The sequence below is a fragment of the Variovorax soli genome, from assembly GCF_031454625.1.
GTDB lineage: Bacteria > Pseudomonadota > Gammaproteobacteria > Burkholderiales > Burkholderiaceae_C > Variovorax > Variovorax soli_A.
Window position 1 is genome coordinate 99,948 of record NZ_JAVDRF010000001.1, and the last position, 12,644, is coordinate 112,591.

At 67.4% G+C, this 12,644-nt stretch carries 11 protein-coding genes; 3 read left to right on the forward strand and 8 right to left on the reverse strand.

Going from position 1 to position 12,644, the window contains the following annotated elements; all coding sequences use genetic code 11:
* Positions 1-26: 26 nt before the first annotated feature.
* The 8 genes from J2739_RS00495 to J2739_RS00530 form a co-directional block, all read right to left on the reverse strand.
* Positions 27-761 carry an ABC transporter ATP-binding protein gene (locus J2739_RS00495; protein ID WP_309897737.1) on the reverse strand — a complete coding sequence of 245 codons (735 nt, stop codon included), beginning with the start codon at positions 759-761 and terminating at the stop codon, positions 27-29.
* Positions 758-1,561, reverse strand: coding sequence for an ABC transporter ATP-binding protein (locus J2739_RS00500; RefSeq protein ID WP_309897738.1), 804 nt, complete (start codon positions 1,559-1,561; stop codon positions 758-760). The genes J2739_RS00495 and J2739_RS00500 overlap by 4 nt, the downstream gene beginning before the upstream one ends.
* A gap of 883 nt (positions 1,562-2,444) precedes the next feature.
* Positions 2,445-4,361: an ABC transporter permease gene (locus tag J2739_RS00505; protein WP_309897739.1), complete on the reverse strand. Its 1,917-nt coding sequence runs from the start codon at positions 4,359-4,361 to the stop codon at positions 2,445-2,447.
* A gap of 18 nt (positions 4,362-4,379) precedes the next feature.
* On the reverse strand, positions 4,380-5,594 hold the full coding sequence (locus J2739_RS00510) for an ABC transporter substrate-binding protein (protein WP_309897740.1): 1,215 nt from the start codon (positions 5,592-5,594) through the stop codon (positions 4,380-4,382).
* Positions 5,595-5,766: 172 nt separating this feature from the next.
* Positions 5,767-6,351 carry an amino acid synthesis family protein gene (locus tag J2739_RS00515; RefSeq protein ID WP_309897741.1) on the reverse strand — a complete coding sequence of 195 codons (585 nt, stop codon included), beginning with the start codon at positions 6,349-6,351 and terminating at the stop codon, positions 5,767-5,769.
* An 80-nt stretch (positions 6,352-6,431) separates the two neighbouring features.
* On the reverse strand, positions 6,432-7,076 hold the full coding sequence (locus tag J2739_RS00520) for an amino acid synthesis family protein (protein WP_309897742.1): 645 nt from the start codon (positions 7,074-7,076) through the stop codon (positions 6,432-6,434).
* 19 nt (positions 7,077-7,095) lie between these two features.
* Entirely contained in the window at positions 7,096-8,016 is a 921-nt protein-coding gene (locus J2739_RS00525; protein ID WP_309897743.1) for a UPF0280 family protein, read from the reverse strand.
* 11 nt (positions 8,017-8,027) lie between these two features.
* Entirely contained in the window at positions 8,028-9,635 is a 1,608-nt protein-coding gene (locus J2739_RS00530) for a 6-hydroxynicotinate reductase (RefSeq protein ID WP_309897744.1), read from the reverse strand.
* 277 nt (positions 9,636-9,912) lie between these two features.
* Between J2739_RS00530 and J2739_RS00535 the strand changes: the two genes are divergently transcribed.
* The 3 genes from J2739_RS00535 to J2739_RS00545 are packed head-to-tail and all read left to right on the forward strand — an operon-like array spanning position 9,913 to position 12,599.
* Positions 9,913-10,686 carry a ferredoxin--NADP reductase gene (locus J2739_RS00535; protein ID WP_309897745.1) on the forward strand — a complete coding sequence of 258 codons (774 nt, stop codon included), beginning with the start codon at positions 9,913-9,915 and terminating at the stop codon, positions 10,684-10,686.
* On the forward strand, positions 10,687-11,454 hold the full coding sequence (locus J2739_RS00540) for a TetR/AcrR family transcriptional regulator (RefSeq protein WP_309897746.1): 768 nt from the start codon (positions 10,687-10,689) through the stop codon (positions 11,452-11,454).
* A complete protein-coding gene (locus tag J2739_RS00545) occupies positions 11,400-12,599 on the forward strand; it encodes an amidohydrolase family protein (protein WP_309897747.1) in 1,200 nt (399 codons plus the stop codon). Before J2739_RS00540 ends, J2739_RS00545 begins: the two co-directional genes overlap by 55 nt.
* Positions 12,600-12,644: the final 45 nt, after the last annotated feature.

Below are 12,644 nucleotides of genomic sequence, written 5' to 3' on the forward strand. Positions count from 1 at the left end.
CTCCTCGGTGAATGAAATATGGCCTCTCAGACGGACAGGTAGGCCCGCCGTACTTCCTCGTTGGTCGCCAGGTCCGCCATGGAGGCCTGGTAGCGGATTTGCCCCTTTTCGAGCACGTAGGCGCGATCGGAGACCAGCTCGGCGAAGTGCATGTTCTGCTCCGACAGCAGGATGCTCACGCCCTGCGCCTTGAGCTCGAGGATCATGTTGGCCATCTGCTCGACGATCACCGGCGCCACGCCCTCGGAGGGCTCGTCCAGCAGCACGAGATAGGGATTGCCCATCAGCGTGCGCGCCACGGTCAGCATCTGCTGCTCCCCGCCGCTCATGCGGCCACCGGGGCGTTGCGGCATCTCGCCGAGATTGGGGAAGAGCTTGAACAGGCGCTCCGGCGTCCACAGCGGCGCCTCGCTGCCGTCGACCCAGCGGCGCGCGGCCTGCTTGCCGACTTCGAGGTTCTCCATCACCGTGAGGTCGGTGAACACGCGCCGGTCCTCGGGCACGAAGCCCAGGCCCAGCTTGGCGGCGTGATGCGGCTCGCACCGCGAGATGTCGTGGCCCAGGAAGTGCACCGCGCCGCGCCGCTTGGCCAGCATGCCGATCAGCGCCTTGAGCGTGGTGGACTTGCCCGCGCCGTTGCGGCCCATCAGGGCCACCACCTCGCCGCGGCGCACTTCGAGATCGACGTCGTAGAGGATCTGCGCGGCGCCGTACCAGGCGCACAGGGACTTGGCTTCGAGCAGTGTTTCGTGGCGGCTCATGTCGATTCCCCGAGCTCCGCGGCCACCGCCGCCGCCTTCTCCGCGATCTTCTCGAAGGTCTTGCCGCTGCCGAAGTAGACCTCCTGCACCTTGGGATGGTCGCGAATCTCGAGCGGCTTGCCCTGCGCGATGAGCCGGCCGCGCGCCAGCACGATCATGCGGTCGGCATAGGCGAAGACCACGTCCATGCTGTGCTCGGTGAAGAGCACGGCCATGCCGCGGTCGATCACCAGCTGCTTGGTGAGCGCCATCAGCGAGTTGCGCTCCTTGGGCGCCATGCCGGCGGTGGGCTCGTCCATCAACAGCAGCTTGGGCGCGTTGGCCATCGCGATCGCGAGCTCGACACGCTTGACGTCGCCATAGGCCAGCACGCTGCACGGCCGGTCGGCCTGGGCCTTCATGCCGACCTGGTCGAGCAGGGCCAGCGCCTCCTCGCGCTTGTGGTCGGCCGCGCGGCGCCAGGTCGCGAAGAGCTTGTGGTCGTGCGAGAGCAGGGCCATCTGCACGTTCTCCACCACCGTGAGCGAGGCGAAGGTCTCGGCGATCTGGAAGGTGCGGCCCACGCCCATGCGCCAGATCTCGCGCGGCTTCTTTCCCACGAGTTCCTGCCCGTCGAGCAGGATCGAGCCGCGGTCGGCCTTGAGCTGGCCGTTGACCATGTTGAAGGTGGTGGACTTGCCTGCGCCATTGGGGCCGATGAGCGCGAGCAGCTCGCCGGGGGCGAGGTCGAAGCTGATGCCGTCGACGGCTTTGACGCCGCCGAAGGACTTGCCGAGGTCTTGGACTTTGAGAAGGCTCATGGGTTTGTCCCTCTTTTGTTTTGGAGAGGGGGGCTGGGCTCGGGGCTTTGTTGGGGCGTTGCTGTCGGTTTGAGGCCGGGGCCGGGATGTCGCCCCGGCGGGCGAGTCACTTTCTTTTGCTTCGCCAAAAGAAAGTAACCAAAGAAAAGGCGACCCCACTGGCCGCGACCCTGCGCTTCGCTCCGGGAAGCCTGCGGTGCTCGCTTTTCGCGGGGTCCGCGCAAACTCGCTTCGCTCAAACACGCGCGGCCCTGATCCGCGAAAAGCTGCGCTCCTCGGCTACGGCCAGAGGGGAGTTGAACTCCAACGCGCCATGGCGCGTCCTTGTGTGGGGCGCGCGAAGACGGGCGCTGCAGGTCTTGGCTCACGCTGCGCAGACGCAGACACATGCCATGCACGTCCACATGCCCATGCTCATACGTATTCGTATGCGTATGCGTATGTCCGTGCCCATGCCCATGCCCATGCCCATGCGCATACGTATGCGTAGGTCCGTGCACATGCACATGCACATGCATCCGTTCTAGGCCTCGCGCAGCGAGGCCGTTGGAGGCCGAGCGCAGCGACGGCCCGGTCCACTCCCCTCTGCGCGTGCCGAGGAGCGCAGCTTCAGGCGGATCAAGGGCCGCGCGTGTTTGAGCGAAGCGAGTTTGCGCGGACCCCGCCTGAAGCGAGCACCGCAGGTTGCCCGTAGCGAAGCGAAGGGTCACGCGCAGCGGGGTCGCCTTTTCTTTGGTTACTTTCTTTTGGCGAAGCAAAAGAAAGTGACTCGGCTGCCGGGACGACGCCCCGGCTCCAGCCTCAAACAAAGCGCAACGCCAAAGCAAGCGAACGAAGGCCCCACCCTCTCCCAGAGCGCAAGGCAGAGGGAGCAAGCCCGCGCTCATGCCTTCGCCTCCTTCAACTCACCCGCATCCTTCGCATGCCGCCTCCGATCGAACAACCGTTTCGCGAACCCCGCAATCCCCTGCGGGAACAGCAGCACCAGCAGAAGGATGATCCCGCCGAGCATGGCCCGCCAGTAGTCGGTATTGCGCGCCACGGTGTCGTGCAGCCAGGTGAAGGTCACCGCGCCGACCACCGGCCCCGCCAGCGTCTGGATGCCGCCCAGCAGCACCATCACCAGTGCGTCGACCGATTTGCCCACGCTCAGCGACTCCGGCGAGATGCTGCCCTTGGAGAACGCATAGAGCGCCCCGGCCAGCCCCGCCGCCGCGCCAGCGATCACGAAGGCGACCCACTGCATGCGCTTGACGTCGACGCCGATCGCATCCGCGCGCAGCGCCGAATCGCGGCCCGCGCGCAGCGCATAGCCGAAGGGCGAGAACAGCACGCGCCGCAGCCACAGCACGCCGAGCGCCACCAGCGCGAGCGTGACCCAGTAGTACACCTGCTTGTCCGCCAGCCACGCCGCCGGCCATACGCCGGTCAGCCCGTTGCTGCCGCCGGTGAAGCTGTCCCACTGGTACGTGATGGCCCAGGTGATCTGCGCGAAGGCCAGCGTCAGCATCGCGAGGTACACGCCCGAGAGCCGCACCGCAAACCAGCCATAGACGAAGGCGCCGGCCGCCGCCACCAGCGGCGCGACCACCAGCGCCAGCTCCATCGGCATGCCGCTCGCGCGCACCAGCAGGGCGGCGCCGTACGCGCCGAGCCCGAAGTACGCCGCATGCCCGAAGGAATGCATGCCAGCCGGGCCCATGATGAAGTGCAGGCTGGTGGCGAACAGCGCGGCGATCATCAGGTCGATCATCAGCACCATGGTGTAGGGCGAGTCCGCCGTGAAGAAAGGCAACGCCGCCAGCACCAGGCCGAAGACGGCGGCGGCCACGAGATAGGTCCTGCTCGGCCGGCGCAACGGCTCCTCCTGCATGCCCACGTAGCGGCTGGGCGCCTGGGGCCGGCCGAACAGCCCCCAGGGCCGCCACACCAGCACCACGGCCATCACGAGGAAGTCCACCACCAGCGTGAGCTTGGAAAAGGACACGCTGATGCCGAACACGTCGACCACGCCGAGCCAGATGCAGATCGCCTTGATCTCGGCGATCAGCAGCGCGGCCGCGTAGGCGCCGGGGATCGACCCCATGCCGCCCACCACCACCACCACGAAGGCGGCGCCGATGGTATTGAGGTCCATCTCCAGCGTGGCCGGCTCGCGCGGCAACTGCAGCGCACCGCCCAGGCCCGCGAGCAGGGCGCCGAGCGCGAACACGGCCGTGAACAGCCAGGCCTGGTTCACGCCCAGCGCACTGACCATCTCGCGGTCCTGCGTGGCGGCGCGCACCAGGGTGCCGAAGCGGGTGCGCGTGAGGAGCATCCACACCAGGCCCAGCACCACCGGGCCGACCACGATCAGGAACAGGTCATAGGAGGGGAACTGGCGCCCCAGGATGGCCACCGAGCCCGAGAGTCCCGGCGCGCGCGGCCCCAGCAGCTCGTCCGGCCCCCACAGCCACAGCACCGCGTCCTTGATCACCAGCACCAGCGCGAAGGTGGCCAGGAGCTGGAACAGCTCGGGCGACTTGTAGATGCGGCGCAGCAGCACCACTTCGATCAGCGCCCCCAGCACGCCCACGGCCAGCGCCGCCACCACCAGCGCCGGCCAGAAGCCGAAGCCGGTGCCCAGCCGATCGACCAGCGTGTAGGCGACGTAGATGCCCACCATGAAGAACGAGCCATGCGCGAAATTCACGATCCGCGTGACGCCGAAGATCAGCGACAGGCCGGCCGCCACCAGGAACAGCGACGACGCGCTCGCCAGTCCATTGAGCAGCTGGACGATGAAACCTGAAAAGCTCATGACTCGCTCGCCTCCGGCTCAGTCGTTCGCGCGCGACTTCTTCAACTCTTCGGTGGGCGGCTGGTACTTGGCGTCGGCGCCGTCGAGGTACACGTAGTTCACCATCACGCCCTTGCCGCCCTCGTTCTTGGTGCGGCCCACGAACGCGCCCATCGTCGACTGGTGGTCTTCCGGGCGGTAGGTGATCTTGCCGAACGGCGTGTCGACCTGCAGGCCCTTGAAGGCCGCGACCAGCTTGTCGGTGTCGGTGCTCTTGGCCTTGGCGATGCCGGCGGCCGCCGACTTGATCATGCTGTAGCCCACCACCGAGCCCAGGCGCGGATAGTCCTTGAACTTGGCCTGGTAGGCCTGTTCGAACTTCTTGTGCTCGGGCGTGGCGATGCCGTACCACGGGTAGCCGGTCACGATCCAGCCGTTGGGCGCCTCGTCCTTCAGCGCGTCCATGTACTCGGGCTCGCCGGTCAGCACGCTGACCACCTCGCGGTCCTTGAACAGGCCGCGCGTGTTGCCCTCGCGCACGAACTTCGAGAGATCGGCGCCGAAGAGAACGTTGAAGATCGCGTCCGGCTTGGCATCGGCCAGCGCCTGCACCACGCTGCCGGCATCGACCTTGCCCAGGGGCGTGGCCTGCTCGGCCACGAACTCCACGTCGGGCTGCGCCGCCTTCAGCAGGTTCTTGAAGGCCGCAACCGCCGACTGGCCGTATTCGTAGTTGGGGTAGACCACGGCCCAGCGCTTCTTCTTGAGCTTGACCGCCTCCGGCACCAGCATCGCGGCCTGCATGTAGGTGCCGGGGCGCAGGCGGAAGGTGTACTGGTTGCCGCCCTGCCAGGTGATCTTGTCGGTGAGCGGCTCGCCGGCCAGGAAGAAGAACTTCTTCTGCTTGGCGAAGTCGGTCACCGCCAGGCCGGTGTTCGACAGGAAGGTGCCGGCGAGCAGATCCACCTTCTCGCGCGAGACCAGCTCCTCGGCCACGCGCACCGCGTCGCCCGGGTTGGCGTTGTCGTCGCGGCTGATGAGCTCGATCTTCTTGCCGTTGACGCCGCCCGCCGCGTTGATCTCGTCGACCGCCAGCTCCATGCCCTTCTTGTAGGGCTCGAGGAAAGCGGGCTGCGCCTTGTAGCTGTTGATCTCGCCGATCTTGATCACGCCCTGCGCATGCGCGGGAACGAGTGCGGGGGCGGCGAGCGCGGCGACGGCGGCCGCACTGAAGACATGACGCAACGGGTTCATGGAGACTCCTTGAGAAATAAACGAGGTCGAAAACCGGATCGGGAACGGCGGCCGAACGCAGAAGTCGCGAAGGCGTCGCAGAGGTCGCAGCAGGAGGCGTTCAAGATTTTTCATGGGTCTTTTTTGCGGCTTCTGCGAAACCTCGGCGCCTGCTGCGTTCCGCTGTCCGCTTTCAGCGGAGGCCATCTTCGCCCTTGATCTCGGACACCTGGAGCCCGCCGATGCGCGGCAGGGGACGCCCGCTGTCGGTCACGGCAACGGCCACGACGATCTCGTTGGCGCGCGGCGCATCGGAGACGCGGGCCTCGACGGCATCGAAATGGCTGCGAACGAAAGCCGCATCCTTGTGGCCCAGCGGCACGTCAATGGCGGTGCCCAGCGTGCCGCGCTTCTTGGCCGAAGGCACCAGCGCCGCACCCTTCTCCACCGCCACGCGCAGCGGCGCGCCCAGCTTGGGATGCAGGATCGCCGCGGCATGCTCCAGCTCGCCGGCCTCGCCGACGATCGCGGCCTTGCCGTAGCTCTGCGCCTGGCCCGGCTGGATGCCGAGCGCCTGCACCGCCTTCTGCCCCAGCAGCGCGCCCAGTTCCTCGCCGATCGCGATCAGCTCGTCGAGCGATTCGCTGTAGCGGCCGGCATAGGGGTTGTCGATGACCGCGATCGCCACGGCACGGCGCGTCGGCGGCTCGACGGCCTTCCCCATTTCCTTGCGGGTCTCGTCGACCTGCACGACGAGCTTTCGAATGTTGGCTGGCATGTTCTCTCCTAATCCTTTTCAGCTTTCAGATGTCTTTGCCGCGCGTCCATGGCGTCCGGTCAGCCCGCCTTCGACGGCCTTCATCTCAAACCGTCCCACTTGGCGATGTTCTCGGCGCGCAAGCCGCCCACGCGCTCGTGCACCCGGTACCCGGTCGACATCGCGAGGATGAAGACGATCTCGTCGGCGGCCGGCGCACCCGGCACGCGCACCTCGATCGCGTCGAACTGGCCGCGCACGTAGCTGGCGTTGATGTTGGTGAGCGGCACGTCCAGCGCCGCGCCGGGCGGCCCCACTTTCTTGGTCGACGGCACGATCGAGAGCGCGTTGCCCGGCTGGCCGGTCTTCTTTTCTTCCACGGTGCCGGCGGTGTAGGCCGCGCGGTCGCCCTTCCAGCCCAGCAGCTCGCGCATGGCATAGCCGCCGGGCACATGCCACAGCGCACCATGCTCCAGCTCGCCGGCGGCGCCGACGATGGCGCCCTTGCCGTAGGTCGAGATCTGCTCCAGCGGCACCTCCATCGCCGCATGCAGGCGATGCGCCATGTCGACGCCCACCGGATCGAGCAGCGCCATCATCGGCAGGATGTCGGGCTCGTAGCGGCCGGCGAAAGGGTTGGCGAGCACCGCGCCGATGGCACCGCGCACCAGCGGCTTCGCGGCGCGCGGACCGAACTCGTGGTGGATGGTCTCGACCTGGGTGAAAACACGGCGTATATCGATCATCGAAGGGTCCTGCTTTTCATTAAGCAAATACTGAACCAACTGCAGCCGCCTGCGGCGAATTCCCGAGCGCGAAGATGCCGGATGCCGACGAGCTTAAAGGCTCCACCAGTCGCCATTGCCCCTGGCAAACCAGCATGGCGGACGCGATCAACCCCTGGCGCTGCAGTGCCATCGCGCGGGCCTCGCCCGCCGCCAGGGCGTGCTGCACCTGGGCGATGGCGAGCGGCCGCACCTCGACGGTGACGGGGATGTCGCCGAGGTCGCTGTCGTCCTTGCATTGGCTGGCCGGCCGGCGAAGGATGCCCGGGTCCTGCACGTCGACCGCGTTGGCGATCACGGTTGCAGCCGCATCCGCCTCTGCCGCCGTCGCCGCGAGCACGGTCACGCTGTCGGCAATGCCCAGCGAGAAGCTGCGCCCGCGCCAGCCGCTGGTGGCGACGCCGCGCACCGGCATCTCGGCACGCAGCTCGAACTGGCCATCGGTGGTGAGCGGGACGCGATCGCGCAGGTCGAAGCGTGCGAGGTCGGCGAACAGGCCGATGCGCGCGGACTGCCCCGGGGCCAGGTGCAGCGCGATGTCTCCCCCGTTGTTGATCCAGGCGCGCTCGATGCCTTCGCGCCGGTAGCAGGCGATCAGCTCCTGCGCCACCGCGCCGGCCACGGCCGCCATCGGCGTGATGAAGCCGGCGCGGAAGGGCGCGCAGGCCTGCCACATGCGGCGCGCGATGGTGCCCCGCAACGGGCAGCTGTCGCCGACCGGCTGGCGCAACAATGGCAACTCGGCCACCAGTTCCTCGAGCACCGTTTCGAAGCGCCGCCAGGCGCACTCGTGCGCGACGGCGACTTCCACGTCATTGCCGTGGGCCTCGGCCACGATGTCGATCGGGCCGTGGTTGAAATGCAAGCGGCCTGCGTCGAGCACGCTGCGTTGGGCGGTCATGGCAGCCCCGCTCAACCGAGCATCGGCGGGCGGCCAAGCGGCCACGGGTTGGCTTCGTCCATGCGGAGCCATCGGCGCGCCAAGGGGGCGCCGTCGTTCTGCCAGGCGCCGCGCGCCAGCGCCTGTTCGAGCGAGAAGACGTGCTCCATGTGCCCGCCCAGGGCCTGGTAGTCCTCGCGCCGCATGCTGAACTCGATGGGCGCGACGATGGCCGGCGTGGGCACGGTGCCGAAGCTGTTGTCGGGCATGCGCAGCACGTCGGCCATCACCGTGATGCCGCCGCCGGGCCACACGTAGGCCGGCGCGCCGCCGCAGGTCACGTTGACCAGCGCGCGCTTGATGGCGCGGGTCAGCAGCACCGGGTTCTCGGTCACGCCGGCGCGCAGGGAGCCGCCGGCGCCGCCGAGGAAGAGCACGCTGCACAGCGAGGGCTCGCAGTTCTCGCCGATGCGCTCGACGATGCGGCGCACCTCGGCCGGCATCTCCTGCTCGACCGGCCTGAGCGCGTCGTCGAGCACGTACCACTGCGCATGCTCGCCGGTGGTGGAGGTCATCAGCAAGCGAAGGCCGGGCCGGGCCACGCCCTCCTCCCAGCCCTCGATGATCGACAGCGGATCGTCGATGTCGGTGCCGCCCCAGCCGTTGCCCGGATTGGCCACCTGGAAGTAGCGCCCCGGCGTGGACTTGCGCCCGCGCATCTGGATGCCGGAGGACGGCATGTCCAGGCAGCGCCCGGCCTGGTGCTCGGTCAGCACGCCGGTGATGTGGTCGTCGACCACCACCACCTCGTCGGCCTGCCCGTAGAGCTGGCGCGCGAAGATGCCGATCGCGGCGGAGCCGCAGCCCACGCGCATGCGCTTTTCCTCGACGCCATTGACGATGGGCGCGCGGCCCGCCTGGATCACCATGCCGGCGCCGCCGTCGATCACGCACTCGACCGGCTTCTTGTTGCCCAGCAGCTGCATCAGCTCGACGGTCATCCGGCCTTCCTTCTTGCTGCCGCCGGTCAGGTGGTGCACGCCGCCGAGGGAGAGCATCTGCGAGCCGTACTCCGCCGTCGTCACATGGCCGACCACTTCGCCCTTGTAGCGGACATTGGCCTGCTCGGCGCCGAGGAAGCGGTCGGTGTCGATCTTCACCTTGAAGCTGCAATAGCTGAAGATGCCCTCGGTCACCACTGTCACCATGTCCACACCCTGCGCCTTGGAGGCCACGATGAAGGGCGCGGGCTTGTAGTCGGGGTACGTGGTGGAGGAGCCCACGCCGGTCACGAAGACCTCGTCGGCATGGAGGAGATCGCCGTTCCAGTCGGGCTCGGCGCCGGCTGCAGCCGGCTCGGCCGCAGGCCGCGCGAAGGGGACCAGCGCAGGCGTTTCGGTGGCCAGTTCGCGGCGCAGCAGCAGGACGGGATCGACCCGCACCAGCACGCCCTCGCGGTTGGCGTAGCGGTCGCAGGCGCCCGTGCGGCCCTCGGAGATCTGGCACAGCACCGGGCAGGCGTTGCACTCGACCTTGGCCGTGCTCATTCGCTCGTTGCGCAGGGGCGAGCGGCCCGTGGCTTCGGGAAGCACGGGCATGTCCATGCCGGGCAATCCGTCTGTCTTCGTGTGTTCGGTCATCGCGGGCTTCCCGTGAATTCGTGGCAAGCAGGGTGTGCGGCCAATGGGCTGGAGGGCTCTCTTGTGCTGCAACTTCTCTTTGTGTAGCATTCACTACAAATTCATGTGGTGATCACTACATGAAGTCAATGTATCAAACAGACCCGATGCTTGCAATGGTGTTTTCTCAGGTGTCGCCGACAATCGGGGGGTTGCGGCAGACTGACGGTGTTCGGCTCCGCGCCCCCGTGCACCGCCTCCGTGCGCGTCGTTTCGTTCACAACCACCCCTGATTCCTATGAGTGCATTCAGCGAAGAACGTGTCTTGAGCGTCCACCACTGGACCGACCGCCTGTTCACCTTCACCACCACGCGCGACCCCGCGCTGCGCTTCTCGAACGGCCACTTCACGATGATCGGCCTGAAGGTCAACAACAAGCCCCTGCTGCGGGCCTACAGCATCGTGAGCCCCAATTACGAGGAGCACCTGGAGTTCCTCAGCATCAAGGTCGAGGAAGGGCCGCTCACCTCGAAGCTCCAGCACATCCAGGTCGGCGACACGATCATCGTGGGCCGCAAGCCGACGGGCACGCTGCTGATCGACTACACCTTGCCGGGCAAGCGGCTCTACCTGTTCGGCACGGGCACCGGCCTGGCGCCGTTCATGAGCATCATCCGCGACCCCGAGACCTACGAGAAGTACGAGCAGGTCATCCTGGTGCACGGCGTGCGCCAGATCGACGAGCTGGCCTACCACGACCTGGTGACCGACCACCTGCCCAAGCATGAATTCCTGGGCGAGATGGTCGAGAAGCAATTGCTCTACTACCCCACGGTGACGCGCGAGGAGTTCCGCAACATGGGCCGCATCACCGACCTGATCGCGACCAACAAGCTCACCGACGACCTCGGCCTGCCGCCGCTCAATCCAGCGGAAGACCGCGTGATGCTGTGCGGCAGCCCCGGCCTGCTGGTCGACCTCAAGCACATCCTCGAGGGCCGCGGCTTCAAGGAAGGCAACACCTCCACGCCGGGCGATTTCGTCATCGAACGCGCCTTCGCCGAAAAGTAAATGGCAGCGGCACGCGCACCCAAGCCGGCCACGCGCCGCACCGGCGTGCGCGAGGCCGCCGCGCAGGCCACGCGCGACAGCATCCTGCGCGCGGCCACCAAGGTGTTCGCCAAGTACGGCTACGACGGCGGCAGCGTCGAGAAGATCTCGAAGGCCGCCAATTCGTACGACCGGATGATCTATTACTACTTCGGCAGCAAGGAAGGGCTGTTCATCGCGGTGCTGGAAAGCATCTACCGCCGAATGGACGATGCCGAGGCCGCGCTTCACCTCGATGCGAGCCGGCCGGTGGAAGCCCTGGCGGCGGTGATTCGCTTCGTGCTGGGCTACTACCGCAAGAACCCGGAGTTCGTGACGCTGCTGAACACCGAGAACCTGCACAAGGGCCGGCACATCGCGAAGTCGCTGCGCGCGCGCGAGTACTCGTCGCGGGCGATCGCGATCATCCAGGAGCTGCTGGAGAGCGGCGTGGCGCAGGGCCTGTTCCGCAAGGACGTGGCGGGGCGCGACCTCTACCTGCTGATCGCCTCGACCGGCTATTTCTACACCTCCAACCGCCACACGCTGACCGCCTTCCTGGGCGAACCGCTCGAGACGCCCGAGGCGGTCGCGCATTGGGAGGACTTCGTGATCGAGACCGTGCTGCGCACGGTCGACGCGAGGCCCTCCGAAGACGAAACAGTTTCATCCACCGCACCCCACGAGGACAAGCCATGGCAGAAGTCGCAAGCACCGCAAAGTCGGGCAAGGTCGTCATCCGGAACATAGGCCTGCTGCTCTCGGGCGACCTCGACGAACCCATCCTCGACGCCGACACCATCGTCGTGAACGACGGGCTGATCGTCGCCGTCGGCAAGGAGAAGGACTGCGACCTGGAAGGCGCGCAGACGGTCATCGACGCGAAGAAAACCTGCGTCGCGCCGGGCCTGATCGACAGCCACGTGCACCCGGTCTTCGGCGATTGGACGCCGCGCCAGAGCCAGCTGGGCTGGATCGACTCGACCATGAACGGCGGCGTCACCACCATGATCTCTGCCGGCGAGGTGCATCTTCCCGGCCGTCCGAAGGACATCGTGGGCGTGAAGGCGTTGGCCATCACCGCACAACGCGCCTTCGACAACTTCCGCCCCGGCGGCGTCAAGGTGCTGGCGGGCGCGCCGGTGCTCGAGAAGGGCATGGTCGAGAGCGATTTCAGGGAGATGGCCGAGGCCGGCGTCGGCCTGCTGGGCGAGGTGGGTCTCGGCTCGGTGAAGGCCGGCTACGAGGCCAAGGAGATGGTGGCCTGGGCGCGCAAGTACGGCATCCAGAGCACGATCCACACCGGCGGGCCCTCGATCCCGGGCTCGGGCCTGATCGACAAGGACGTGGTGCTGGAGGCCGATGCCGACGTCATCGGCCACATCAACGGCGGCCACACCTCGCTGCCGGAAGCCCATGTGTGCGAGCTGTGCGAGAAGTCATCGCGCGCCATCGAGATCGTGCACAACGGCAACGAGCGCGTCGCGATCGCGGCGGCCAAGGCGGCGCTGGACCTGAAGTGCCCGCACCGCATCATCCTGGGTACCGACGGCCCGGCCGGCTCGGGCGTGCAGCCGCTGGGCATCCTGCGCATGGTCGCGATGCTGTCCTCGCTCGCCAACATCCCGGCCGAGCTGGTGTTCTGCTTCGCGACCGGCAACACGGCGCGCATCCGCAAGTTGAATTGCGGCCTGATCGAGCCCGGCCGCGCGGCCGACTTCGTCTTCATGGACCGGGCGCAGCACACGGCCGGCAAGACCTTGCTCGAAAGCGTGCAACTGGGCGACATCCCGGGCGTGGGGATGGTGATGATCGACGGCATCGTGCGCTGTGGGCGCAGCCGCAACACGCCGCCGGCAACGGAGATCCCGGTGGTGGTGTCGGGCGCGCACTGAGGAAGGTGCCTCCGGCGAATGACTCGATCGAGCCGTCGCTGCCGG

What these genes read in the sequence shown, in the direction of transcription:
- J2739_RS00515 (WP_309897741.1), bottom strand. Translation starts at nt 6,351, where the DNA reads ATGCCAGCCAACATTCGAAAGCTCGTCGTGCAGGTCGACGAGACCCGC.
- J2739_RS00535 (WP_309897745.1), top strand. Translation starts at nt 9,913, where the DNA reads ATGAGTGCATTCAGCGAAGAACGTGTCTTGAGCGTCCACCACTGGACC.
- J2739_RS00500 (WP_309897738.1), bottom strand. Translation starts at nt 1,561, where the DNA reads ATGAGCCTTCTCAAAGTCCAAGACCTCGGCAAGTCCTTCGGCGGCGTC.
- J2739_RS00505 (WP_309897739.1), bottom strand. Translation starts at nt 4,361, where the DNA reads ATGAGCTTTTCAGGTTTCATCGTCCAGCTGCTCAATGGACTGGCGAGC.
- J2739_RS00545 (WP_309897747.1), top strand. Translation starts at nt 11,400, where the DNA reads ATGGCAGAAGTCGCAAGCACCGCAAAGTCGGGCAAGGTCGTCATCCGG.
- J2739_RS00540 (WP_309897746.1), top strand. Translation starts at nt 10,687, where the DNA reads ATGGCAGCGGCACGCGCACCCAAGCCGGCCACGCGCCGCACCGGCGTG.
- J2739_RS00530 (WP_309897744.1), bottom strand. Translation starts at nt 9,635, where the DNA reads ATGACCGAACACACGAAGACAGACGGATTGCCCGGCATGGACATGCCC.
- J2739_RS00520 (WP_309897742.1), bottom strand. Translation starts at nt 7,076, where the DNA reads ATGATCGATATACGCCGTGTTTTCACCCAGGTCGAGACCATCCACCAC.
- J2739_RS00510 (WP_309897740.1), bottom strand. Translation starts at nt 5,594, where the DNA reads ATGAACCCGTTGCGTCATGTCTTCAGTGCGGCCGCCGTCGCCGCGCTC.
- J2739_RS00525 (WP_309897743.1), bottom strand. Translation starts at nt 8,016, where the DNA reads ATGACCGCCCAACGCAGCGTGCTCGACGCAGGCCGCTTGCATTTCAAC.
- J2739_RS00495 (WP_309897737.1), bottom strand. Translation starts at nt 761, where the DNA reads ATGAGCCGCCACGAAACACTGCTCGAAGCCAAGTCCCTGTGCGCCTGG.